The organism is Acidipropionibacterium thoenii DSM 20276 (assembly GCF_000423445.1).
GTDB classification, from domain to species: Bacteria; Actinomycetota; Actinomycetes; order Propionibacteriales; family Propionibacteriaceae; genus Acidipropionibacterium; species Acidipropionibacterium thoenii.
Window position 1 is genome coordinate 358,209 of the sequence record NZ_KE384018.1, and the last position, 23,849, is coordinate 382,057.

The 23,849-nt window shown below is 69.1% G+C and carries 19 protein-coding genes; 12 read left to right on the forward strand and 7 right to left on the reverse strand.

Features of this window, described 5'->3' with window-relative positions; translation table 11 throughout:
- Position 1 precedes the first annotated feature (1 nt).
- The 9 genes from G554_RS0111090 (at position 2) to metG (ending at position 11,607) form a co-directional block, all read left to right on the forward strand.
- The gene (locus tag G554_RS0111090; RefSeq protein ID WP_027587942.1) at positions 2–1,381 is read left to right on the forward strand and encodes a hemolysin family protein; all 1,380 of its coding nucleotides are present in this window, start codon (positions 2–4) and stop codon (positions 1,379–1,381) included.
- On the forward strand, positions 1,378–2,613 hold the full coding sequence (locus G554_RS0111095; RefSeq protein WP_027587943.1) for a phosphotransferase: 1,236 nt from the start codon (positions 1,378–1,380) through the stop codon (positions 2,611–2,613). Before G554_RS0111090 ends, G554_RS0111095 begins: the two co-directional genes overlap by 4 nt.
- Before the next feature lie 206 nt (positions 2,614–2,819).
- Complete coding sequence (locus G554_RS0111100) at positions 2,820–3,893, forward strand: BMP family lipoprotein (RefSeq protein ID WP_425393355.1); 1,074 nt, start codon at positions 2,820–2,822, stop codon at positions 3,891–3,893.
- A 130-nt stretch (positions 3,894–4,023) separates the two neighbouring features.
- Positions 4,024–5,676, forward strand: a complete 1,653-nt coding sequence (locus tag G554_RS16010) for an ABC transporter ATP-binding protein (protein WP_071162187.1) — start codon at positions 4,024–4,026, stop codon at positions 5,674–5,676.
- Positions 5,663–6,991 carry an ABC transporter permease gene (locus G554_RS0111110; RefSeq protein ID WP_084648490.1) on the forward strand — a complete coding sequence of 443 codons (1,329 nt, stop codon included), beginning with the start codon at positions 5,663–5,665 and terminating at the stop codon, positions 6,989–6,991. The genes G554_RS16010 and G554_RS0111110 overlap by 14 nt, the downstream gene beginning before the upstream one ends.
- On the forward strand, positions 6,988–8,376 hold the full coding sequence (locus G554_RS0111115) for an ABC transporter permease (protein WP_027587946.1): 1,389 nt from the start codon (positions 6,988–6,990) through the stop codon (positions 8,374–8,376). Before G554_RS0111110 ends, G554_RS0111115 begins: the two co-directional genes overlap by 4 nt.
- A gap of 39 nt (positions 8,377–8,415) precedes the next feature.
- On the forward strand, positions 8,416–8,841 hold the full coding sequence (locus G554_RS0111120) for a cytidine deaminase (protein ID WP_027587947.1): 426 nt from the start codon (positions 8,416–8,418) through the stop codon (positions 8,839–8,841).
- Complete coding sequence (locus G554_RS0111125; RefSeq protein WP_027587948.1) at positions 8,838–9,770, forward strand: RNase H family protein; 933 nt, start codon at positions 8,838–8,840, stop codon at positions 9,768–9,770. The genes G554_RS0111120 and G554_RS0111125 overlap by 4 nt, the downstream gene beginning before the upstream one ends.
- 40 nt (positions 9,771–9,810) lie before the next feature.
- On the forward strand, positions 9,811–11,607 hold the full coding sequence (gene metG / locus G554_RS0111130) for a methionine--tRNA ligase (RefSeq protein WP_027587949.1): 1,797 nt from the start codon (positions 9,811–9,813) through the stop codon (positions 11,605–11,607).
- 12 nt (positions 11,608–11,619) lie between these two features.
- On the opposite strand, the gene G554_RS16015 is transcribed toward metG, so the two are convergent.
- Together G554_RS16015 and G554_RS16020 are read right to left on the reverse strand one after the other, a co-directional pair.
- Complete coding sequence (locus G554_RS16015; RefSeq protein WP_245570032.1) at positions 11,620–12,216, reverse strand: uridine kinase family protein; 597 nt, start codon at positions 12,214–12,216, stop codon at positions 11,620–11,622.
- 43 nt (positions 12,217–12,259) lie between these two features.
- Positions 12,260–14,152, reverse strand: a complete 1,893-nt coding sequence (locus G554_RS16020) for a DUF2207 domain-containing protein (RefSeq protein WP_084648491.1) — start codon at positions 14,150–14,152, stop codon at positions 12,260–12,262.
- Between the two features lie 161 nt (positions 14,153–14,313).
- Between G554_RS16020 and G554_RS16025 the strand changes: the two genes are divergently transcribed.
- Positions 14,314–15,999 (forward strand): class I adenylate-forming enzyme family protein, encoded by a 1,686-nt coding sequence (locus G554_RS16025; RefSeq protein ID WP_036925395.1) that lies wholly within the window; start codon positions 14,314–14,316, stop codon positions 15,997–15,999.
- A gap of 22 nt (positions 16,000–16,021) precedes the next feature.
- Here the strand turns inward: G554_RS16025 and G554_RS0111150 are convergent, their stop codons facing one another.
- The 4 genes from G554_RS0111150 to G554_RS0111165 all read right to left on the reverse strand — a co-directional run bounded on the left by G554_RS0111150 (position 16,022) and on the right by G554_RS0111165 (position 21,237).
- The gene (locus G554_RS0111150; protein ID WP_169337794.1) at positions 16,022–17,695 is read right to left on the reverse strand and encodes a phospho-sugar mutase; all 1,674 of its coding nucleotides are present in this window, start codon (positions 17,693–17,695) and stop codon (positions 16,022–16,024) included.
- Between the two features lie 80 nt (positions 17,696–17,775).
- Positions 17,776–18,588 (reverse strand): purine-nucleoside phosphorylase, encoded by an 813-nt coding sequence (locus G554_RS0111155; protein ID WP_027587951.1) that lies wholly within the window; start codon positions 18,586–18,588, stop codon positions 17,776–17,778.
- Positions 18,589–18,625: 37 nt separating this feature from the next.
- Positions 18,626–19,369 carry a hypothetical protein gene (locus G554_RS0111160; RefSeq protein ID WP_027587952.1) on the reverse strand — a complete coding sequence of 248 codons (744 nt, stop codon included), beginning with the start codon at positions 19,367–19,369 and terminating at the stop codon, positions 18,626–18,628.
- Between the two features lie 92 nt (positions 19,370–19,461).
- On the reverse strand, positions 19,462–21,237 hold the full coding sequence (locus G554_RS0111165) for an acetyl/propionyl/methylcrotonyl-CoA carboxylase subunit alpha (RefSeq protein ID WP_027587953.1): 1,776 nt from the start codon (positions 21,235–21,237) through the stop codon (positions 19,462–19,464).
- Positions 21,238–21,349: 112 nt separating this feature from the next.
- Here G554_RS0111165 and G554_RS0111170 point away from each other — a divergent pair, with 112 nt between their 5' ends.
- Entirely contained in the window at positions 21,350–21,841 is a 492-nt protein-coding gene (locus tag G554_RS0111170; RefSeq protein WP_027587954.1) for an NUDIX hydrolase, read from the forward strand.
- 93 nt (positions 21,842–21,934) lie between these two features.
- Positions 21,935–22,738 (forward strand): hydroxymethylpyrimidine/phosphomethylpyrimidine kinase, encoded by an 804-nt coding sequence (locus G554_RS0111175; protein ID WP_027587955.1) that lies wholly within the window; start codon positions 21,935–21,937, stop codon positions 22,736–22,738.
- Here the strand turns inward: G554_RS0111175 and G554_RS16030 are convergent.
- Positions 22,726–23,832 carry a winged helix DNA-binding domain-containing protein gene (locus G554_RS16030; RefSeq protein ID WP_051232953.1) on the reverse strand — a complete coding sequence of 369 codons (1,107 nt, stop codon included), beginning with the start codon at positions 23,830–23,832 and terminating at the stop codon, positions 22,726–22,728. The two genes, G554_RS0111175 and G554_RS16030, sit on opposite strands and share 13 nt — an antisense overlap.
- Between the last annotated feature and the right edge of the window lie 17 nt (positions 23,833–23,849).

Below are 23,849 nucleotides of genomic sequence, written 5' to 3' on the forward strand. Positions count from 1 at the left end.
CATGTCTGAGATTGTCGGCAATATCGTGCTGGTGCTCATCTTCGTGATGATCGGCGGGGTGTTCTCGGCCGCCGAGATGGCACTGGTCACGCTGCGCCAGTCCCAGGTCAAGCAGCTGGCGGCCACCAGCGGATCGCGCGGTCGGGCGATCGCCAATCTGGTCTCAGAGCCCAACCGGTTCCTGTCCTCGGTCCAGATCGGGGTCACCCTGTCGGGTTTCCTCGCCTCGGCCTTCGGCGGGGCGACCCTGGCCAAGGATCTCGACCCGGTCTTCCTGAGGTGGGGACTGGGCCCCTCGGCGGCCGGCACCGTCTCGTTGATCATCACCACGATGGCGATCTCCTACGTCTCCATCGTGCTCGGGGAGCTCACCGCCAAGCGCCTGGCGATGCAGCGACCTGAGGGATTCGCCCTGGTACTGGGACCGCTGACCAATGTGATGGCGATGATCTTCCGTCCGGTCATCTGGTTCCTGGGTGTCTCCACCAATGCCGTGGTCCGGATGCTGGGCGGTGATCCGCGCGCGACCCGCCAGGAGATCACCCAGGAGGAGCTGCGCTCCCTGGTGGTCTCCTCGGCGGCTCTGGGGCCCGAGGAGCGCCGAATTCTCGACGAGGTCTTCCATGCCGGGGACAAGTCCCTGCGAGAGGTGATGGTGCCTCGCACCGAGGTGGACTTCCTGGCCGGCGAGATGAGCGCCTCGCAGGCCGCCAGCATGGTGCGTGAGGGCTCGCACTCGCGCTACCCGGTCACCGACGGGTCGGTGGACCGGATCGCCGGTTTCGTCCACGTCCGCGATCTGCTCGACCTGGATCCGGCCGACCGTCATGCCAAGGTCATCCAGCTGGTGCGCCCGGTGAGCTCCCTGCCGGACTCGGTGAAGGCTCTCAAGGCCCTCTCGGAGATGCGCAAGGGGCACTCCCATCTGTCGATCGTGCTGGACGAGTACGGCGGCACCGCAGGAATCGTCACCTTGGAGGATCTGGTCGAGGAGCTGATCGGCGACATCACCGACGAGTACGACACCGTCGCCCCCTCCGATGCGATGCATGTCCGCAAGCGCGACGTCGACGGCCTGATGACTCTCGAGGAGTTCGCCGGCCAGACCGGCCTGGAGCTGCCCGAGGGGCCCTATGACACCGTGGCCGGGTACTTCATGTCGCGCTACGGGCAGGTCCCGGTCACCGGCGCCAAGGTGCAGGTGCACCTGAACCCGGTGGGGCGCAAGGAGGAGGAACAGGAGGAGGATCCCGAGCCCAATGTCGAGATGACGGTCACCGAGGTCGACGGACGCCGCGCCGCCTGGCTGGACATGCGTCGACTCGACCAGGTCGACGTGGATGCACCGGCCCGCGACAGACCCCAGGAGGTGACCAGATGAGCCCTGCTGGGTTCGGCGGCCACGATGCCGACGGTTCGGCCCTGCTCACCACCCCGGCGGTCGACCCGTTGCTGAGGGCGGCGGTGAGCCATGCCGGAGGCCGACTGGACTCCTGGCGCCTGGAGCATGTCGACGCCAACCCGGGCCGATCGACGACCGCCACCTACCTGGCGAGCGTGACCTGGCCCTACGGTTCCCGTTCGGAATTGCTCGGTGTCAGCGCGCGCAGCTCGGGGCCGGCCACCAGCGACTCCAATGCCGAGATCTTCGCCGACGGTGACCGCGAGGTGGCGGTCTGGCTGTACCCCGACGACCCGGACCTGCCAGGTCTGGCACGGGCCGCCTATCCCGACCGGATGGCCGAGGTCATCACCAGGCTCGGGCTGGTGGGGCGTCCGGTGAGCCCGGGGCAGGTCAGCCTTCACATGATCGGCTACCGGCCGCGGCGCCGTGCCGTGCTGCGCGTCGATGTCACCGATCCGAGGATCACCTTCTTCGTCAAGGTGCTGCGCGCCGAGACCTTCGACCAGATCCGCACCCGTCACCGGATTCTCACCGACGCCGGGCTGCCGGCCCCGGTGATCGTGGGGACCACCGCCGACCACCTGTTGATCCTCGCCGAACTGCCCGGGACCCCGCTGGCCCGGGCGATCTTCGATCCCGATCCGCCGTGCACCGCCGAGGATCTCATCGGGCTGCTCGATGCCATGCCGGCCGAGGTGGTCGCCCTGGAGCGGCGTCCTGCCTGGAGCGACGCGGTCGAGCACTTCGCCCAAATGGTCTCGGCGGCGATGCCCTCCCAGGCCGGCCGACTGGGGTGGATGACGAGCATCATCGGCCAGGGCCTGACCGGCATCCCGGCCGGCGATGAGCCCACCCACGGCGACTTCCACGAGGGACAGCTGCATGTCTGTGGCGGAAGGGTCTGCGGGGTGCTGGACGTCGACACCATCGGGCCGGGACGCCGCGTCGATGACCTGGCCTGCCTGGTCGCCCACCTGTCGACCGTTCAGCGGATGGACCAGGTCCAGGCCGGCCGGGTCCATCGGCTGATCCGCGAATGGGTCCCGGTCTTCGACCAGCGGGTCGATCCCACCGGTCTGAGGCTGCGGGCCGCTGCGGTGATCATCTCGCTGGCCACCGGCCCCTACCGCGGCCAGGAGCCGCACTGGGAGCATGAGACAGTCACCATCCTGGACGCCGCCGAGGCCCTGGTCCGTCAGGTCGCCTGAGCCCGTGGTGGGGGCGCAATGTGACGATCTGGTCACGCTTGGGGCGCGGAGCCGCTCTGGGCACACCACCGCGCAGGGGTTGGGGCTAGTGTCTTGACCGCCTCGCGTAGCCGACGACGACGCGGGTCCGATCACAATCCTCGTCCTGCTCCAGGAGGCAGTCCGTGAAGAAGAAATTCATTGCGGCCTCGGCCGTGTTCTCGGCGATGGCCCTGTCCCTCTCGGCCTGTGCCCAGGCTCCCGATCAGTCCAGCGGTTCCAGCGCCGCAGCGACCACCGCATCGTCCGGATCGGCCTCCTCCGGTGCGTTCAAGGCCTGCATCGTCTCCGACTCCGCCGGTTTCAGCGACAAGTCCTTCAACCAGACCTCGCTGGCAGGTGTGGAGAAGGCCGCCTCCGAGCTGGGCATCCCGACTGCCAAGGTCGAGTCCAAGGACGACAAGGACTACGCCGTCAACATTCAGTCGATGGTCGACGCCAAGTGCACCATCATCGTCTCGGTCGGCTTCCTGCTCGAGAAGGCGACCGTCGCCGCTGCCAAGGCCAACCCGAACATCGACTTCGCGATCGTCGACTCCCAGCCCGAGAACGCCCCCTCGAACCTCAAGCCGCTGATCTTCAACACCGCCGAGTCCTCCTTCATGGCCGGATACCTGGCCGCCGGGCTCACCAAGACCGGCAAGGTCGGTACCTTCGGCGGGATGAAGATCCCCACCGTGACGATCTTCATGGACGGTTTCGCCCAGGGCGTCGACTACTACAACACCCAGAAGAAGAAGTCGGTCCAGGTGCTCGGCTGGGACGCCAAGAAGCAGGACGGCCAGTTCGTCCCGCAGCCGAACCCCTTCCAGAATGTCGCCGGTGGCAAGACCACAGCCCAGACCCTCATCAACCAGGGTGCTGACATCGTTCTCCCGGTGGCCGGGAACGCCGGTAACGGCGCCCTCCAGGTGGTGCAGTCCACCGGCGGCAAGGCCAACGCGATCTGGGTCGACGCCGACGGTTGCAAGACCCAGCCGAGCTACTGCAGCAGCATCGTCTCCTCGGTGTACAAGGGGATGGATGTGGCGGTGTTCGCAGCCATCAAGTCAGCCAAGGACGGCTCCTTCTCCGGGGATCCCTATGTCGGCACGCTGGCCAACGGTGGCACCGGGCTGTCTCCCTTCCACACCTTCGACAGCAAGGTCCCCTCGGACCTGAAGTCGGAGCTGACCACCATCAAGGCCGACATCGCCTCCGGCAAGATCAAGATCACCTCCACGGCCCAGCCCAAGAAGTGACCTGGTTCCTCGTCCAGCAGACGGATCACCGGCCGGAACCGCCCGGATGGGCGGGGCCGGCCGGTGATCTGATGCAGCTGCCGGACCCCAGTTCTGGGATCATGTCGACAACGCGTGGAAGGATCTCGTCGTGACAACTGCCACCTCCCAGGGCAATGCGCAGGAATCGACCCAGGCTCCGCCGTTGGCCGAGGGGCTGAGCCTGCGCGGCATCACCAAGCGTTTCGGCACTCTGACTGCCAACGATCGGATCGATCTGGACATCGTGCCGGGTCGCATCCACTGCCTGCTGGGGGAGAACGGGGCGGGCAAGTCGACCCTGATGAACATCCTCTACGGGCTGCTCGAGTCCGACGAGGGTGAGATCTACATCGACGGTGTCGAGCAGCACTTCGACAACCCCAAGCAGGCCATGGCGGCCGGCATCGGGATGGTTCACCAGCACTTCATGCTGGTCGAGGTGTTCAGCGTCGCAGAGAACATCATCCTGGGCCGGGAGCCCTCCCGGCTCGGCGTCCTGGACAGCCGACGGGCCCGCAGGAGTGTCCGGGAACTGTCCGATCGCTACCACCTCGACGTCAATCCCGACGCCATCGTGGAGAACCTGCCGGTGGGCGTCCAGCAGCGGGTGGAGATCCTCAAGTCGCTGGCCAATGACGCCAAGTTCCTGGTCTTCGACGAGCCCACCGCGGTCCTGACTCCTCAGGAGATCGACGAGCTGATGCAGGTGATGCGCACCCTGCGGGATGAGGGTCGGGCGATCGTCTTCATCACCCACAAGCTCCACGAGGTGCGCTCCATCGCCGACGACATCACGGTGATCCGCCGCGGCAGGGTGGTCGGATCGGCCCGCCCGCAGGACTCCGAGGGGGAGCTCGCCGAGATGATGGTCGGGCGGGCCGTTCAGCTGGTGGTCGACAAGACGCCGGCGACACCGGCCGGGACCCGACTGGAGATCGAGCATCTGACGGTCGCCGACCAGACGGGTGCGGTGATGGTCGACGACGTCTCGTTGTCGGTGGCCGGCGGGGAGATCCTGTGCATCGCCGGTGTCCAGGGCAACGGTCAGACCGAGCTGGCCGAGGCGCTGCTGGGCACCGTGCGCCCGAGCGCCGGTCGGATCCTGGTCGACGGCGTCGCCACCGAGCAGCTCGACCCGGGGCAGACCATCCGCACCGGACTGGGGTTCGTCCCCGAGGACCGCCAGCGTGATGGCTTCGTCGGCGTGTACACGGTGGCCCAGAACCTGGTCCTCAACCATGTCGAGGACTTCACCCGGTTCGGGAGCCTGAGACTCGGCCAGATCGCCGAGAATGCGATGGCCAGGGTCGAGGAGTTCGACATCCGGACCCCCTCGGTCAACCTGCCGGTGCGGTCCCTGTCGGGGGGCAATCAGCAGAAGGTCGTGCTGGCCCGTGAGCTCTCCAGGCAGCTCAGCGTGCTGGTGGCCTCCCAACCCACCCGAGGGGTCGACGTCGGCGCCATCGAGTTCCTGCACAAGCGGTTGGTGGCCGAACGGGACAAGGGCACTGCGGTGCTGATCGTCTCCACCGAGCTCGATGAGATCGAGGCCCTGGCGGATCGGATCGCGGTGATGTACCGCGGCCGGGTGGTCGGGGTGGTACCGGCCGGCACGCCCAGGGATGTGCTGGGGCTGATGATGGCCGGGACCAGCTACCAGGAGGCGCTGGCCGGCGCCACCTCATCCCAGGGGGCCCGGGCCGCCACCGACCCCGGTGCCGGTGACGGCCAGCTGAAGGAGGACACCGATGAGCACGCATGAGCCCGAGGGCCCCCGGAGCGCTCCGGTGGAGCCGGCTCCGGAGGAGATCGCCCCGCTGGACGAGTCGATCGCCGAGGAGGTGCCGGTCGACGCCCCGGTCGCCAGCCACGAGCTGGCAGCGGTGCAGGAGCGCGAGGCGCACCGCGGCTTCCCATGGAACGAGTTGTGGGTGACGGTGGCCGCCTTCGTGATGGCCTTCATCGTCTCGGCGATCGTGATGGTGCTCGCCGACCCGACCATCTCCCACGAGTGGTCCTACGTGATGAGCCGTCCCGATGCCCTGACCGACTCCTGGGCGAAGATCTCGGCGGCCTACGTCGCACTGTTCCAGGGGGCCTTCGGCTCCTGGAATGCGATCACCGCGACCACCGCGCAGGCCGCCCCACTGATCTGCGGCGGTCTGGCGATCGGGCTGGCCTTCAAGGCCGGACTGTTCAACATCGGCGGTCAGGGCCAGGCGATCGCCGGAGCCACCCTGGCGGCCTGGGTGGGGTTCAACTTCCACGGACTGCCGCTGGCCCCCCATCTGGTGGCGGCGATGCTCGCCGGACTGCTCGGAGGGGCCGTCTGGGGAGGTATCGCCGGCGTGCTGCGGGCCAAGGCCGGCGCCAATGAGGTCATCGTCACGATCATGCTCAACTACATCGCCTCCGGACTGCTGGCCTGGTTGCTCACCACCAGCCTGTTCCAGATGCCCGGGCGGACCGATCCGATCGCACCGCCGGTCGACTGGAACGCCACCTTCCCGCGGTTGGAGAACTCCCAGCTGCACCTGGGCTTCTTCATCGCTCTGCTGCTGGCGGTGGCCGCTTGGTGGCTGCTGGATCACACCCGCCTCGGTTTCAACATCAAGGCGGTCGGCGCCAACCCACACGCCTCGGCGACCGCCGGCATGAAGGTCGACCGGGTGATCGCCGTCACGATGATGATCTCCGGGGCGCTGGCCGGATTCGCCGGCGTCGAGGTGGCCCTCGGACCGATCTCGGGGGCCACCCCGACCCAGCTGTCCATCGGACTGGTCGGTTCGATCGGCTTCGACTCCATCACGGTGGCCCTGCTGGGCCGGTCCCGGCCGCTCGGGACCGTGCTGGCCGGTCTGTTCTGGGGTGCGATGAGCCAGGGTGGCCTGCGGATGCAGGCACTCGCCCAGACGCCACTGGACCTGGTGAGCGTCATCCAGGCCGTCATCGTGATGTTCGTGGCGGCACCGCTGCTGGTCAAGACCATCCTGCCCTTCCTCAAGTCGGCCCGGGAACGGCGGCACGGTCACGCGATCAAGCCCGGTTCCGACCCGAGGAAGGGGGCACTGGCATGAGCCCGAACAACATCCGTGTTCCCCGGCCATCTGAGTCCGACCCGGTCGCCGCCGGTGTCGTGCCGCCCCCGGCCGACGACTCCCGGGACGGCGCGGACCCGAGGACGCTGCCCGGTGCCGAGGAGATCGAGCTGGTCCACATCGAGTCCCGCGAGGCGCGCACCCACCGACTGTCCACCTCGGTGCTCATCGGCCTGATGGCAGTGATCCTGCTGTGGCTGGTGACGATGACCAGCGGCAGGGCGAAGTTCTCCTTCGCCGACGCACTGGCCACCCACAAGCTGGGCACGATCACCGCTCCGGGAGTACCGGTGGTGCTGATCAGCGGGCTGGCGTGCGCGATCGCGGCGGTCGGCTTCTTCCTGGGACGCACCCGCAAGGCGGTCTCGGTGACCTCCGCGGTGGTGGCCGGAGCGGCCATCATCGTCGGTTTCCTCACCTGGGCCGCCGCCGGCGCGGACCTGCCCTTCCAGGTCGCCAGCCAGATGCAGGGCACCATCGCGCTGGCCACCCCACTGATCCTCGGCGCGCTGTGCGGGGTGATGTGCGAACGCTCCGGGGTCGTCAACGTCGCGATCGAGGGCCAGATGCTCACCGCCGCCTTCGGCTCGGCGCTGGTCGGCTCGCTGACCCACTCGATCACCGCAGCGATCCTCGCCGCGGTGATCGCCGGGGTCGCGATGGCCGCTCTGCTGGCCGTCTTCGCCATCAAGTACGTCGTCGACCAGGTCGTGATGGGGGTGGTCGTCAACCTCTTCGCCGCCGGTCTGACCGGCTTCCTCTACAACCAGTTGATGGGCCAGGACACCGAGAAGTACAACTCGGCCCCGATCATGAACCAGATCGCGATTCCGGGGGTCTCCAAGATCCCCTTCCTCGGTCCGGTGCTCTTCGACCAGACCATCCTGGTCTACGTGGCGGTGTGCTGCATCCCGCTGGTCTACCTGCTGCTGTGGCACACCCGCTGGGGGCTGCGGGTCCGCTCGGTCGGCGAGCACCCGGAGGCGGCCGACACGGTCGGCATCTCGGTGGTCGGGATTCGCTGGTCGGCGGTGCTGGCCGGCGGCGTGCTGGCGGGCCTGGGCGGTGCCTACTTCACGATCGGAACGGTCGGCTCCTTCTCCAAGGACATCACCGTCGGCAACGGCTTCATCGCCCTGGCGGCCCTCATCATGGGACGTTGGCGCCCCGGTCTGGCTGCAGTGATGGCGCTGTTCTTCGCCTTCCTCACCCAGCTGTCCACCGAGCTGGGACCATTGGGGACGCCGATGCCCAGCCAGTTCCTGCTGCTGCTGCCCTATCTGGCCACCATCGTCGCGGTCGCCGGGTTGGTCGGTAAGGTTCGGGCACCGGCCGCCGACGGCACCCCGTTCATCAAGGAGTGAGGGCGCCTCGGAGACCCACACAGACGAAGGAGAGCGCGCGTGGCCGATCCACTGATTGACTGGGAGGCCCTGCACCGGGCCGCCGTCCAGGTCGCCGGACGGGCCTACGCGCCCTACTCGCACTTCCCGGTGGGGGCGGCCGGGCTGGCCGCCGACGGCCGGCTGGTGGTCGGCTGCAATGTCGAGAACGCCGCCTACGGGGTGGACCTGTGCGCCGAGTGCGGACTGATCAGTTCGCTGGTGGCCGGTGGCGGCGGACCGCTGGTCGCGTTCTGCTGCGTCGATCGGGCCGGTGAGATCATCATGCCCTGCGGACGGTGCCGTCAGCTGCTGTGGGAGCACGGCGGGCCGCAGCTGCGGGTCGAGACCCCGCTGGGGGTCCAGCTGATGTCCGAGGTGCTGCCGCAGGCCTTCGACGCCGGCGCGCTGGCGCCTCGGGCCGCCGGTGAGGGGGCCTCGCGATGATCACCGCGGCAGCCGATGGCTCCTCCCTGGACAATCCCGGACCGGCCGGCTGGGCCTGGTACATCGACGACGACCGGTGGGGGGCGGGCGGCTGGCCACGGGGCACCAACAACATGGGGGAGTTGATGGCGGTGCTGGATCTGCTGCGCTCCACCGCTGCTGCCGGGCACGCCGACGAGCCGCTCACCGTGATGTGCGACTCCCAGTACGCGATCAACTGCTGCACGAAATGGATCCCCGGCTGGAAGAAGCGCGGGTGGAAGAAGCGCGACGGCAAGCCGGTCCTCAACCGCGACCTCCTCGAACAGCTCGACGAGCAGCTGACCGGCCGCGATGTCACCTTCGAGTGGATCAAGGGCCATGCCGGCCACCGGATGAATGAGGCCGCCGACCAGCGCGCCAGAGCCGCTGCCACCGCCTACCGGGACGGCACACCGGTGGACCCCGGACCAGGAATGGGCGGCGCTGGGCAGCCCGCCGAGCCCCACGAGGTGGTGTCCACCGAGCAAGACACCGAGCCGGCTGCCGAGCCGGCCGCCGGTCAGGAGGGGCTGTTCGACCTGCCGGAGACGCCACTGACCGAGGACCAGCGACTGCTGGTCGAGCTCACCCGGCTGGAGAAGCTCACGCTGTCCGACCAGGTGCGCAGCGACACCGGCCGGATGTCGGCCCTGCTGGCTCCCGACTTCGTCGAGCACGGGGCCAGCGGCAGGTTGTGGACCCGGGGCCGGATCCTGGCCAGCCTGGCACCCCTGGAGGTCCGCCCGAAGTTCGAGGTGCTGGGCCTGATGCACCTGGGCCCCGACACCGTGCTGCTGCGCTGGCGGGAACGCTCGGGCACCAGGGTGGTGCTGCGCGCCTCGATCTGGGCTCGCGGCGGGGAGCACGGCTGGCAGCTGCGGTTCCACCAGGCGACCCCGGTGAGGTGAGCCGAGCACGGCCACCGGCGGCACCGATAAGCTGGCCACCATGTGTGCCAACATTCTTGCCGCCGTCGCGTGGCCCTATGCCAACGGGCCCCGCCACATCGGCCATGTGTCCGGATTCGGAGTTCCCTCAGACGTCTTCGCCCGGTTCATGCGAATGTCGGGCCACCGGGTGCTGATGGTCTCCGGCTCGGACTGCCACGGCACCGCGATCTCGGTGAAGGCCGACCAGGAGGGCCTCACCGCCCAGCAGTGCGCCGAGAAGTACCACCGGGTGATCGCCAACGACCTGCAGGGCCTGGGGCTGTCCTATGACCTCTACACCCACACCATGACCGACAACCACGCCGAGGTGGTCCAGGAGATCTTCCGGACCCTCCACACCAACGGCTACCTGGTCAAGCAGACCGAGCTGGCGGCCTTCGAGGCCGGCACCGGGCGCACCCTGCCCGACCGCTACATCGAGGGCACCTGCCCGATCTGCGGCTATGACGACGCCCGCGGCGACCAGTGCGACAACTGTGGACGCCAGCTGGACGCCACCGACCTCATCAACCCCCGGTCCAAGACCACCGGCGCGGTCCCGGAGTTCCGTGAGACCGAACACTTCTTCCTTGACCTGCCGGCCCTGGCCGGGGCGCTCACGCAGTGGCTCGACACCCGGTCGGACTGGCGCCCCAATGTCCTGAAGTTCTCCCACAACCTGCTCGAGGAGCTGCGCCCGCGGGCCATCACCCGCGATCTGGACTGGGGTATCCGGGTCCCGGTGGAGGGCTGGCAGGACGATCCGATGAAGAGCATCTACGTGTGGTTCGATGCCGTCATCGGATATCTGTCGGCCTCCATCGAGTGGGCCCGCAGATCCGGCCGGCCGGATGCCTGGAAGGACTTCTGGACCGGCGACCAGGAGAAGTCCTACTACTTCATGGGCAAGGACAACATCGTCTTCCACTCGGTCATCTGGCCCGCGATCCTGCTCGGTGTCGACGGGGAGGGGGACAAGGGAGGCCAGCCCTCCGCGGCCCTGGGCCAGCTGGACCTGCCCACCGAGGTGGTCTCCAGCGAGTTCCTCACGATGAGCGGATCGAAGGTCTCGAACTCCCGTGGCGCCACCATCTTCGTCGGCGACTTCCTGCGCGACTTCGGCCCCGATGCGCTGCGCTACTTCATCGCGGTGGCCGGTCCGGAGAACCAGGACACCGACTTCACCTGGGAGGAGTTCGTCCGCCGGGTGAACTTCGAGCTGGCCAATGAGTGGGGCAACCTGGTCAACAGGTCCATCTCGATGGCTCACCGCAACTGCGGGCAGATCCCGGCCGCCGGCGAGCTCAGCACCGCCGACGAGGAGCTGCTGGAGGCCTCCCACCACGCATTCGAGACGGTCGGGGATCTGTTGGAGCACACCAAGTTCAAGGCTGCCATCACCGAGGTGATGAGGATCGTCGGGATGGCCAATGCCTATCTCAGCGCCGAGGAGCCGTGGAAGCTCAAGGACGATCCCGTCCGCCGCGACACCGTGCTGCACGTCGCCCTCCAGGTGGTCAGCGACTGCAACACGATGCTGACCCCGTTCCTGCCGCATGCCGGCCAGAAGGTCTACCAGGCCCTCGGTGGCGAAGGGGTGTGGGCGGCGATGCCGCAGCTGGTGGAGGTCGAGGAGAACGGTCGCAGCTACCCGGTGCTGCAGGGCGACTACGCCTCCGAGCTGGCGCACTGGGGATCAGAGCCCGTCGAGGTGGGCCGACCGCTGGCGAAGCCCTCGCCGATCTTCCGCAAGCTGGATGCCAAGCTGGCCGAGACCGGACCGCAATGGGCGCCGATCACTGCGACCGAGAGCTGACACCAGCACCGATCAGCGCCGGACGCCGGCCTGCAGTGTCATCAGGGCGCGACGCGCCTGGCCCATCGTCATCGGCTGGAAGCCCTCGGCGATGGCCAGGTTGCGCAGCCGGGTCTCGGCCTCCCGCAGCGCCAGGCCGCGCTTGACCAGCACCGCCGGTCTCTTGCGGTGCTGCCGCAGATCGCGGTCCAGACGCCGGATGAAGTTGACATTCCTGGAACGGTCCAGCCAGATCGGCAGCACTGTGATCCCGGCCTCGCGGCAGGGCCGCAGCATGTCGGTGGCGAAGATCCCCTCGGCCAGGATGGCCGGTGCACCGCCGGTCTCCACCACCCGGGTGCCCTCGGCCCGGTTGAGGGAGATGGTGTAGGCCGGGGTGACGGCCCGACCGCAGCTCACCAGCCGGTCCAGCGCCCCGACGGCCGCAGCCATGTCCCAGGAGGAGACGTCGTCCCAGTCGACGATCCCCCGTACCTGCGGCAGGTCCGGGTCGGTGCCGTCGCGGTAGAAGTCGTCGAGCCGCAGCTGGGAAATCCCGGCCAGCCGCGCCAGCCGGGACTTCCCCGAACCGGAGGGGCCGGCCAGCAGGACGACGGTGCACGATGTCACGGCGGGCCAGTCTAGCCCTCCGCCGCCACCGGATCGGGGCCCCTCACCAGCCTCCGCCCCCGCCGCCGCCGAAGCCGCCGCCCCCGGAGAAGCCGGATCCCGAGGCGGAGGCCGAGGAGGCCGAGGCAGCCTGCATCGAGGAGGACATCGCCGAGGTCATGTCATTGAGGGAGGAGGCGAAACCGCCGGCGAAGGCCATGTTGAAGGCCATCTGGTTCCCGCCGTACCAGCCGTAATCGGCGTGGTAGACGCCGCGGGCCTCCAGATCCTGGAAGATCTTCACCCAGCGGTCGGCCACTCCGAAGACCGTCGCCCACGGCAGGTACCTGGAGAACACATCGATACCCTCCTCGAACTTGATCTGGTCGGCCTCGGCGGTGGTGAGGTAGAGCCGGAAACCCTTGACCTGGTCGAGCACCGCGGTGCCCTTGGCGGTGCGCCCCGGAGACCTCATCAAGCCGGCGACGGCCATCACGACCCCGATCAGCAGCACCGGCACACCCAGCAGCCCCCAGCCCACGAAGGCGCCGGCGACGGCGATCAGGAGTCCGATCAGGGCCACTCCCAGGCCGGCCCCCAGAGACCTCAGCCGCAGGGTCAGGGGATCGGTGTGGTACCAGCCGTAGGCCTTCACGGCGGTGTTGAGATTGCCGGTGGTGACACTGAGGGTGTTGTTGTCGTGCTGGCCGCGCAACTCGGCGGTGGTGACCTCCGAGGAACGGCCGAAGAACATGTCCAGGTACTGGCGCTCCCAGTCGCGCAGCTTGTCCCCGCTGTGAGGGGTGCGGGTGAAGCTCCAGTTCTCGGTGCGCCCCTTGCGGTCGGCGTTCATCGGGGTGATGGTCAGATGTCCGCGCACCGCCAGATCCAGCAACCCGGCGGTGGCGTCCTCGGTGTCGGCGGAGCCGTCCAGCAGGGTTCCGGCCTCGGCAGGGGAGACGTCGCGAGGGGGCTGGAAGGCCACCGCCACCTCGGGATCGCGGCGGCGCGTCTGGACCGGGCCCTCACCACCGGGCGGGATGATCCCGGCCGCGACACCGGCGAACTCCTCATCGCGGCTCCTGCGGCGGGCCCTGAGGGCTGCCCAGCCGGCCAGCAGCGCTGCGAGGACGGCGCCGATACCGGTCGCCGGGTTCAGCCCGAAGGTGTTACCGACGTGGTAGCGCTTGTCCAGGCGGGCGACCGCCTGGTCGGAGAAGGTACCGGCCGGGAACCCCGCCACCACCTGGAGGGCCTTGCGCCTGGGAATGTCGGAGGCGGTGAACTCGGCGGTGCTGCCCGAGGAGACGGCCTGGCATCCACCGCTGACCGAGCAGGCGGTCCGGGAGACTGCTGCCGGTCCGGTGATCCTGACCTTGGCCGATGCGATCGGCACGTCGAAACTGTCGAAGACCCGCCAGTTGAACTCGTCGAGCCCGCTGGCGGAGTTGCGGGGGGCGATCAGGCCGTGCACCGTGAAGGAGACCCGGTAACGCTGGACGCCGCTGTAGGTGAGCCCCTGGGTGCCGATCCGCAGTTGCACGGCGGCATCCTTGTCGGTGATCCTGAGGGCGGAGTTGGCCCCCGACGGGCTGGAGGCCGAGAACCCCGAGTAGTCGATCATCCGCCAGTGATCGGGATCATCGGTGAGCTGCTGACGCTTGACGAAGGTGAGGTAGGGGCCGCGGCCGCGGTCATTGGAGAAGTCGAAGGCCATGTCGACGGTGACCCGGGCATTCCCGTCGCGGTCCACATTGGCGGTGAGGTCGTACTGGGGGATCGACCAGCTGGACGGGGTGTCGTCATCGGCGTGGGCCACAGTGGTGCCCTGCATGCCGACGGTGGACAGCAGGATCACCATCAGACATGACAGGGCAGCGATCACCGGACGCCGGTTCCGGCGTCGCCGCTGACCGGCCGGTTGGCAGGGGGACTGTCGATCGGCTGTTCGCACCATGCAGCCAGAGTACCGAACGATGGTAGGAGGAGGCCGCGGCGAGGCCGTTCAGATGGCGTCGTCACTTCGGACCTCACTGGTTACCCAGGCGTAACCTGTGCCGTGAACGGCGGGTCGCCGAAGCGTGACCGGCTTCCTGGACACCTTCGAGAGGGACTGTGATGGCATTCAACTCGGCACCCCTGCGCGATTACATGGAACACGGGTTCACCTATCAGGCCGGCTTCGCGCGCAATGTGCGCCGGTTCGGCCAGTCAACGGCGATGATCGACCCGGTCTCCCATCGACGATGGACCTATCGCCAGCTCGCCGACGAGGTGGAACGGTTCGCCGTGGTGCTCACCGAGCGCGGCGTCGGCCGGGGGGACCGGTTCGTCTACGCGCTGTTCAACACCCCGCAGTTCGTGATCTGCTACCTGGCCGCGCACCGGCTGGGGGCCATCGGCACCGTCATCAACTTCCGGCTGGCCCCCGGCGAGATCGCCTACGCCCTGCGCGACGCCCAGGCCAAGGTCTTCGTCTTCGATGCCGAGATCGCCAAGAACTCCCTGGACGCCGTCGGGATCGTCCGCAAGGAGACCCCGGGAGCGGTCCCTCACCTGTTCCAGGTCGCCCCCGCCGAGACCGATCCGGAGCTGCCCGACGGGGTGGCGGACTTCGACGCCGTGGTGGCCGCGGCCACCGGCACCGCACCGGCCCTGCCGGCCGACTTCAGCAGCTTCGAGGAGGTCATGAGGCTCTACACCTCGGGCACCACAGGAATGCCCAAGGGAGTGCCGATCCCCTCGATCGTCGACGTGATGAGCGCTCACGACGTCATCATGCACTTCCCGCTGGCCTCCGGGGACCGCACCCTCAACATGACTCCCTGGTTCCATCGCGGCGGCATCCACTCCGGCGGCCCCTGCCCGGTGTTCTACGTCGGTGGCTCGGTGGTCCCGTTGCGCGACTTCGATGTGGAGCGGGTGCTGGACTGGATCACCCAGTACAACATCAACTTCCTGATCGGGGCCCCGACCACCCTGGAGGGGCTGGCCCTGGCCCAGCAGAAGGAGCACCGCGACCTGTCGGGGCTGAAGGGGATCGTCACGATGGGCGCCCCACTGGACGCCTACGCCGCCGAGCGCTACATGTCCCTGCTCACCCCCAATATCTTCAACGGCTACGGCACCACCGAGACCTTCTGGAACACCTTCCTGCGCCCCAGCGATCTGCCCCGGATGGCCGGCTCGGCGGGCCGGCCCTGCACCGACGACGACGTCATCGTGGTCAAGGTGCTGCCGGAGCGGATGGCCGAGGCCGATGAGCTGGCCGCCAAGGACAATGTCGAGGTCGGCGAGGTCGCGATGCGCAGCCCGAAGTGCTCCTGGGCCTACTCGGGTGAGCACGGCGCCGAGGACCCCAAGTTCCATCACGGCTGGTTCTACCCCGGTGATCTGGCCACCTGGGACGAGGAGGGCTTCGTGTCGATCGTCGGGCGCAAGGACGAGATGATCATCAGCGGCGGGGAGAACGTCTTCCCGGTTCAGGTGGAGGCGGTCCTGGAGAACCATCCAGGGGTCCGCCAGGCGATGGTGGTGGGCGCTCCCGATGTGAAGTGGGGCCAGCTGGTGGTCGCCTATGTGGTGGCTGCCGATCCTGACCTGACCGCCGACGACCTGGAGGCGCACTGCCTGGCCAGCGAGGACCTGGCCCGATACAAGCGGCCGCGGGCCTACCGCTTCGTCGACTCCCTGCCGATGACCGCCACCGGCAAGAAGAAGCACGTCGGGGCCGCCCAGAGCGCCGCCGAGGACCTCGCCCGGGGCCGGTTCATCAGGCCGGGCAGGAACAAGGCCGCCCGCTAGCAGATCGGCCGGGGGCGCCGGATCAGGCTCCCAGCCCGAGGCTCGTCGCCATCTGCGCCCGGAGGCTGGCCAGATCGGCGTCCAGCCGCTGCTTGGCCCCCGGCAGATCGGCCCCGGTGGTGCCGGCATCCAGGTGCACCTCGAGGTAGCACTTGAGCTTCGGCTCGGTTCCGGAGGGACGGGCCACCACGTGCAGCCGCTCGCCGGTCAGCTCGATGGCGTTCTGGCGGGGCAGCCCGGTCTCGGCCTGCGGGTCGTCGAGGTCGCGGACGACCACCGGCTCTCCCAGCAGGGTCTGCGGAGGGGACACCCGCAGCCGGTCCATCGCCGCGGTGATGAGTCCCCGGTCGGTGACCCGCACGGCCAGCTGGCTGGTGCGGTACAGCCCGAAGTCGCGCCAGATCTCGTCGAGGCGCTCGCCGATGGTGATGCCCTCCTCGCGCAGTTCGGCGGCGATCCGCCAGATCACCGCGAGCGCGGTGATGCCGTCCTTGTCGGGGACATGCGAGGGGTCGCAGCAGTAGCCGATGGCCTCCTCGTAGCCGAAGACCATGCCGGGGACCCTGCCGATCCACTTGAACCCGGTGAGGGTGGTGGCGTGCGGCTGGCCGGCGGCGGCGGCCATCCTCGACAGGCAGGTCGAGGAGACCACCGAGTTGGCGTAGACCCCGGTGACCCCGCGGCGCAGCAGTTCGGCGCCGATCAGGATGCCCAGCTCGTCGCCGGTGAGCATCCGCCAGCTCCCGTCGACCACCGCTGCCACCGCGCATCGGTCGGCGTCGGGGTCGGAGGCGATCACCAGGTCGGCGTCCTTGCGGCGGGCCAGCGCGATCGCCAGGTCGAGGGCGCCGGGCTCCTCGGGATTGGGGAAGGGCACGGTGGGGAAGTCGGGGTCGGGCTCCAGCTGCTCGGGGACGCCGATCATGGCCGGCAGATGTGCGGCCCTGACCAGCCGCTGCACCACCTTCGTGCCGACCCCGTGCATCGCGGTGTACACCCAGCGCAGCTGACGTGCGGTCCGGTCGGGGATGAGGGAGGCCGCCCGGGCCACGTAGGCGTCGATGAGGGAGTCGCCGACCAGCTCGATATCGTCGCCGCGCGGAATCCGGTCGACCGGGGCGGCCGAGACCCTGGCGATCTCCGCGGAGATCTCGGTGTCGGTGGGGGGGATGATCTGGGAGCCGTCGCCCAGGTAGACCTTGTACCCGTTGTCGGCCGGCGGGTTGTGGGAGGCGGTCACCATCACTGCGGCGATCGCACCGAAGTGGCCGATCCCGAAGGCGGTGACCGGGGTCGGGATGGGGGAGGCGGCCAGCAGGGCGTGGAATCCCGCACCGGCCATGATCGCCGCGGTGTCGCGGGCGAAGACGTCGGAGTTGTGACGGGCATCGAATCCGATCATCACCGACCCCGAGTCGTGACCGTGGGCGTGCAGCCATGCCGCGAACCCGGCTGCTGCGCGCTGGACGACCACCCGGTTCATCCGGGCCGGCCCGGGCCCCAGGGCGGCCCTCAGACCGGCGGTGCCGAAGGCCAGTGGGCCGGCGAACTCGGCCTCGATCTCGGCGATCGCCGCCGGGTCCCCCGACAGCGCTCGATCACGCAGCGAGGTGAGCTGGTCGTGGGTGGCCCGGTCGGGGTCCTGGGCGATCCAGGAGTCGACCTCGGCTCGGCGTTGGGCGGACAGTGTGGGCACGGAGAGTCACCTCGAGGTGGTCATGGAGCGGGGGAGCAGGAGGTTGCCGGCGGTCGAGCAGGAGGCGCGGAGCCGGCGGCTCACAGCTTCGTCACGAGCTGGGCGAGCAGGTCGGCCAGTCGGGGCGCCGCCGCCCGGCCGGCGGCCACCACCTCCTGGTGGTCCAGTGGCTCGGGGGAGACGCCGGCGGCCGGGTTGGTCACCAAGGACAGCCCCAGCAGGTCCAGGCCGGCCTCGCGGGCGGCGATCGCCTCCAGCGCGGTCGACATCCCGACCAGGTCGGCGCCGATCGCCGCAGCCATTCGCACCTCGGCCGGGGTCTCGTACTGGGGGCCGTGGAACTGGGCGTAGACGCCGGTCGGGATGCTGGGGTCGACCGAGCGCACCAGGTCGATCAGGGCGGGTGTCCAGGTCGTCGTCATGTCGATGAAGGTCGCTCCGTGAAGCGGAGTGGCACCGGTGAGATTGATGTGGTCGCTGATCGCCACCACGGTTCCCGGTGCCCACTCGCGGCGGATTCCGCCGCAGCCATTGGTGAGCACCAGGGTGGAGGCCCCCAGCGAGGCGATGGTGCGGACCCCGTGGACCACCGCGTCGACCCCTCTGCCCTCGTAGAAGTGGGTCCGCCCGGTCAGCACGATCGCGACCTTGCCGGCGGCGGTACGGGCGGCGATGAGATCCCCGCCGTGCCCCGCGACCACCGGTGCTCTGAAACCGGGGATCGAGGCCAGCGGCATCCGGCCGATCTCCGCACCGAGGTGATCGGCACCGGCCGACCAGCCCGATCCCAGCACCAGCCCGATGTCGGCACCGTCGATACCGAGAGTCGTCCGGATGGACTCGGCGGCCTGGACGGCCACGGCGCCGGGGTTGCTGGTCTGCGATGAGCTCATGGCAGCCACTCTAGAGGTTCTGGACGCCGGGCTCGCCTCAGCGTGGGCCGTCACCCATCTGGCCCTCGTCGAAGAGGGCCGAGAACAGCCCGAAGCCGAGCAGCCCGATACCGCCGATCGCCATCCCGGAGGCCACCGGGTTGTGGGTGTAGCGCTGGTAGTAGCCGTTGAGCCAGGGGGCGTAGTCCTGGCCGGCCTGCCAGTAGGGCACCCGGGTTCCGTTGTCGGTGGCGACGGTGCGGATCCACGGCGAGTGACCCTGCTTGATGCGCTGGGCATCTGCCTGGCAGGCCGGCACCTTGCGGGCCACCCCGCCGTCGGGGGCCCACATCACCTCAGTGGTGGAGGGTCCGTGGGAGGGGTCGAAGAAGCACGGCGGACGCTGCTCGGGAACCGGCTCGCCCTTCTCGCGGGCCCTGACGCAGGCGATCGCGTGGCGTCCCTCCTCCAGGGCCTCGGTGACCAGGCTGATATTGCCGGTGCCGCGATCCGACAGCATGAGATCCTTCGCCCGGTCGTAGCAGTCCAGCGCCCGGGTCCAGTCGGTGCGGGCATCCGCGGTGAGGTCCTCGGTGCCGACCTCCAGGTCGAGATCGCGCAGACTCTCACCGAAGGCGGTGACATCGGCCTCGGTGTCGCGGCGCATCTGGCTGACCCGGGACTCGATCGCCCGGGCCCTCTGCTGCTCGAGCTCGCGAGCCTGGTGCCGGGCCCGTGACATCGCCGCCATGGTGGCGATCATGCCGACCAGAAAGACGGTGAACAGCAAGAGGTTTCCCATGACCCCAAGCATGCCGCCCCGGTAGCCGGGGCTCAAGACATCGCGCGGACAGCGGAGCCTACCTCACAGTGGCTCCACAGATTCGCGCTGGCTCAGTCGGGATCGACGATCTCGCAGACGACCTCACCGGAGGCCACCGTCGAGCCGGGCTCGGCGATCAGGTTGCGGATCACCCCGGAGCGGTGGGCGGTCAGCGGCTGCTCCATCTTCATGGCCTCCAGGACCACGATGAGATCGCCCTCGCTGACCTGCTCCCCCTCCACGACCTCGACCTTGACGATGGTCCCCTGCATCGGCGAGGCCAGCGCGTTGCCGCTGGGCTGGGCCGGCCGGTGGCCGCCACGGGAACGCTTGGTGGGGCGCTTGGGTCGGGTTCCCGGGATCGGGTGGGAGGCCTGCAGGGAGGCCGGCAGGCGCACCTCGACCCGCTTGTTGTTGACCTCCACGACCACCGTCTGCGGGGGCTCGGTCTCCTCCGGATTGCCGAGCTCGCCGGTGTAGGCGTCGATCTGGTTGTCGAACTCGGTCTCGATCCAGTCGGTGAAGACCCCGAAATGGCCGTCCTGGGCGGTGAACGCCGGATCTCGGACGACGACCCGGTCGAAGGGGATGACGGTGGGCATCCCCTCGATCCGCATCTCGTCGAGAGCCCGCCGGGCCCTCTCCAGGGCCTCCTGCCGGCTGGATCCGGTGACCACCAGCTTGCCGATCAGCGAGTCGAAGGCCCCAGGTACCGTCATCCCGGAGTGGTATCCCTCGTCGACGCGGACCCCGGGTCCCGAGGGAGGTGCCCACACCGTGAGGGTGCCGGGGGCGGGCATGAACCCTCGGCCGGGATCCTCGGCGTTGATCCGGAACTCGAAGGAGTGGCCGCGCAGCACCGGATCGGCGTCCTCCAGATGACCACCCTGGGCGACGTGGAACATCAGCCGGACCAGGTCGGTACCGGAGACCTCCTCGGAGACCGGGTGCTCGACCTGCAGCCGGGTGTTGACCTCCAGGAAGCTGATCGTGCCGTCCTGGCCGACCAGGAACTCGCAGGTCCCGGCGCCGACATATCCGGCCTCCTTGAGGATGGCCTTGGAGGCCGAGTAGAGCCGACCGATCTGGTCCTCGGACAGGAACGGTGCTGGGGCCTCCTCGACGAGTTTCTGGTGGCGTCGCTGCAGCGAGCAGTCGCGGGTGGAGATGATCTGGACGACCCCGTACTGGTCGGCCAGGCACTGGGTCTCGACGTGGCGGGGCTTGTCGAGGTAGCGCTCCACGAAGCACTCTCCTCGTCCGAAGGCGGTGACCGCCTCACGGACAGCCGATTCGTAGAGATCGGCCACCTCATCCATCCTGCGGGCCACCTTCAGTCCCCGGCCACCACCCCCGAAGGCCGCCTTGATGGCGATCGGAAGACCATGGGTGCGGGCGAAGTCGACGACCTCGTCGGCCCCGGAGACCGGGTCGGGGGTGCCGGGGACCAGTGGCGCGCCGACCTTCTGGGCGATGTGGCGGGCCTGGACCTTGTCACCCAGGGAACGGATCGCCGAGGGCGGCGGGCCGATCCAGATGAACCCGGCGTCGATGACCGCCTGGGCGAAGTCGGCATTCTCCGACAGGAAGCCGTAGCCGGGATGGACGGCGTCGACCTGCGCCCGCCGGGCGACATCGATGAGCTTGTCGATGTCGAGGTAGGTCTGTGCCGGGGTGGTGCCGTTGAGGGCGTAGGCCTCGTCGGCCAGGGTGACGAACAGGCCATCGGCGTCGGAGTCGGCATAGACGGCGATGCTGGTGATCCCGGCGTCGGCTGCGGCCCGGATGACGCGAACCGCGATCTCCCCACGGTTGGCGACAAGGACGCGGTGGATGGTCTGCCCCACGATTGCTCCATTCGTCAGGCGCCCTGCCGGGCGCTCCCAGTGGAGTCTAGAGGCAGATCGCCGCGAGTGTGAGACAGCTCACGTTCGCGGTAGCAGCAGCTAGCATCACTGGGTGCCCACACCTGACTTCATCCTCCGGTTGAGAGAACGGATCGGCCACCAGGAGCTGTGGTTGTCGGGGGCCACCGCCACGGTGGTCCGCGATGTGCCCGGCGGGCCTGCCGAGATCTTGTTGGTGAGGCGTTCCGATGACGGCTCCTGGACGCCGGTCTGCGGGATCGTCGAGCCCGGTGAGCTGCCCTCCCAGACCGTGGTGCGGGAGGCCGCCGAGGAGGCCTGCGTGAGCATCGAGGTGGTCCGGCTGGTGAGGATGAGCGTCTCGGGGCCGATCATCTACGGCAACGGGGATCGCACCAGCTATCTCGACCACGACTTCCTGTGCCGGTGGGTCGCCGGGGAGCCCCGGGTCGGTGACGACGAGTCCACTGATGCCCGGTTCTTCCCTGTCGACCGGCTGCCGGAGATGGATCCGCGGCATGCCCGGCGGATCGAGGTGGCGCTGGCCCCGGCCGGCGAGGTCGTGATGGAGCACGACCAGCACTGAGGGCGGATTCCCAGGCTGTCCGGATGCTGGCCCGACTGTCCACCTTGTGGGCCGGTGGAGGACCGGCGGCTCCCGGCGGGGGAGGATGGCGGGGTGACCAAGATTGCACTCGCCATTGCAGGTTCCGAGGCCTCCGGCGGAGCCGGCGCCCAGACCGATATCAAGACCTTCCATCAGTTGGGCGTGTTCGGCTGCACGGCCCTGAGCTGCATCGTCTCCTTCGATCCGGCGAACGGCTGGGGGCACCGTTTCGTGCCGATCGACCCCCAGGTGATCTCCGACCAGATCGAGGCCGCGGTCGGCGTCCACGGCACCATCGACGCCGTCAAGATCGGGATGCTCGGCACCCCGGCCACCATCGAGGCCGTCGAGACGGCTCTCAGGAAGTACCGGTTCCCGCAGGTCGTGCTGGACCCGGTGCTGATCTGCAAGGGCCAGGAGGCCGGCGCCGCACTGGACACCGACAATGCGCTGCGCGAGAAGCTGCTGCCGCTGGCGGATGTCGCCACCCCCAACCTCTTCGAGACCCAGATCCTGGCCGGAGTCGACGAGATCACCTCGGTGGCGGCCCTCAAGGACGCCGCGAAGCGGATCCACGCCCAGGGGGTTCCCGCCGTGCTGGCCAAGGCCGGCACCCTGCTGGACACCGGAACCGCCCTCGACGTCTTCTACGACGGCGAGACCCTCGAGGTGCTCGAGGTGCCGGCGATCGGCAGGGAACGGGTCTCGGGGGCCGGGTGCACACTGGCCGCCGCCGTCACCGCCGAGCTCGCCAAGGGAGCCACCCCGCTGGAGGCCTGTCGCACCGCCAAGGATGTGGTGGTCTCGGCCATCGAGCACCGGATGCATGGCAACGCCCCCTTCGACTGCGCCTACCAGGGCTACTACCGGGGCTGAGTGCACGGCTGGGCGGCCGCCTCGAAGGAGCGCAGTCGCCGTGCCGTCGGGGTGGTGAAGAATGTCGGCTCGGGATCTCCCGAGCGGCCTCGCCGCCAGGTGCCGACCACCCGGGCGTCCTCGACGATGGTGTGCTTGAAGACCCCATTGCCGCCGGGACACACCAGTTTCTGCTGGTCGGGTGTCACGGTGCAGGAGCGGTCCAGGTAGCCCAGGATGAGCTCGTCGAAGCCGGACAGCAGCATCATGGCCCGGCAGGCCTGCAGGGCCGGGGCCGGGATCTGGTCGAGGTCGGGCCGGTGCCACAGCACCCTCACACCCTGTGGGCTGCTCACCTCGGTGCAGCCCAGCTCTGCGCGCCGGGCGGCTCGTTGCAGGACCGGCCGCAGCGAGGTGCGGGTCAGGCCGCCCCACCTGGCCAGGTCCTCGACGGTGGCCGGCCCGTGCCCGCTGAAGTACCGCTGGACGTAGTCGACCAGTGGGTCCCCGACGGGCGGGGGCAGGCTGATCCCGACGACCTGCTGGCTGCCGTCGGCGTCGATCGGTCCCAGTGCCAGGTGGCCGCGAAGGCACAACGTCATCAGGATGAGGGGGGCCTGGTTGGGGATCTGGCCGACGAGTCCCTCGTCACGCCAGGCCGAGAAGAGACCGCGACGGGTCGTGGGCCGGTGTGCCAGCAGCTGCCGGGTCACTGCCAGGGCCGACTCCAGCGTCACCCCGGTGATCCCCAGAGCCGCCCGCCGGGGGGCCGCGGCATGCTCGGTCCGGGATGCAGTGGCGGCCAGCATCCAGGGCAGATCTGCGATCGCCACCGTGTGGAGGGTGCCACGCAGTGACCATGTCCGCACCAGGCCGCCGTCGTTGAAGGCCTGTCTGGCGATCTCGAGGCTGCGGCCGGGAACCCGCATCGCCAGGCTGTGCAGGGCTCCCGGCCAGTCCTGGGACTGCAGCGCGCCGATCGCCGAGACGGTGGCTGTCAGCGTCCGGGCCCGGGTCGGGGCGTCACCGGCCGGGTCGAGATGCTCGGGAGCCAGCCCCAGGCTGGCCATCCGCACCAACGACAGGGTGCCGGGGTCCGACAGGTCGAGTCTCATCGGCGTCGTGCGGGGCC

Coding starts and splice junctions, on each gene's coding strand:
- G554_RS16020 (WP_084648491.1), bottom strand. CDS start 14,152: ATGGTGCGAACAGCCGATCGACAGTCCCCCTGCCAACCGGCCGGTCAG.
- G554_RS0111095 (WP_027587943.1), top strand. CDS start 1,378: ATGAGCCCTGCTGGGTTCGGCGGCCACGATGCCGACGGTTCGGCCCTG.
- G554_RS0111090 (WP_027587942.1), top strand. CDS start 2: ATGTCTGAGATTGTCGGCAATATCGTGCTGGTGCTCATCTTCGTGATG.
- G554_RS0111160 (WP_027587952.1), bottom strand. CDS start 19,369: ATGGGAAACCTCTTGCTGTTCACCGTCTTTCTGGTCGGCATGATCGCC.
- G554_RS16030 (WP_051232953.1), bottom strand. CDS start 23,832: ATGAGACTCGACCTGTCGGACCCCGGCACCCTGTCGTTGGTGCGGATG.
- G554_RS0111110 (WP_084648490.1), top strand. CDS start 5,663: ATGAGCACGCATGAGCCCGAGGGCCCCCGGAGCGCTCCGGTGGAGCCG.
- metG (WP_027587949.1), top strand. CDS start 9,811: ATGTGTGCCAACATTCTTGCCGCCGTCGCGTGGCCCTATGCCAACGGG.
- G554_RS0111100 (WP_425393355.1), top strand. CDS start 2,820: ATGGCCCTGTCCCTCTCGGCCTGTGCCCAGGCTCCCGATCAGTCCAGC.
- G554_RS0111125 (WP_027587948.1), top strand. CDS start 8,838: ATGATCACCGCGGCAGCCGATGGCTCCTCCCTGGACAATCCCGGACCG.
- G554_RS0111155 (WP_027587951.1), bottom strand. CDS start 18,588: ATGAGCTCATCGCAGACCAGCAACCCCGGCGCCGTGGCCGTCCAGGCC.
- G554_RS16025 (WP_036925395.1), top strand. CDS start 14,314: ATGGCATTCAACTCGGCACCCCTGCGCGATTACATGGAACACGGGTTC.
- G554_RS0111115 (WP_027587946.1), top strand. CDS start 6,988: ATGAGCCCGAACAACATCCGTGTTCCCCGGCCATCTGAGTCCGACCCG.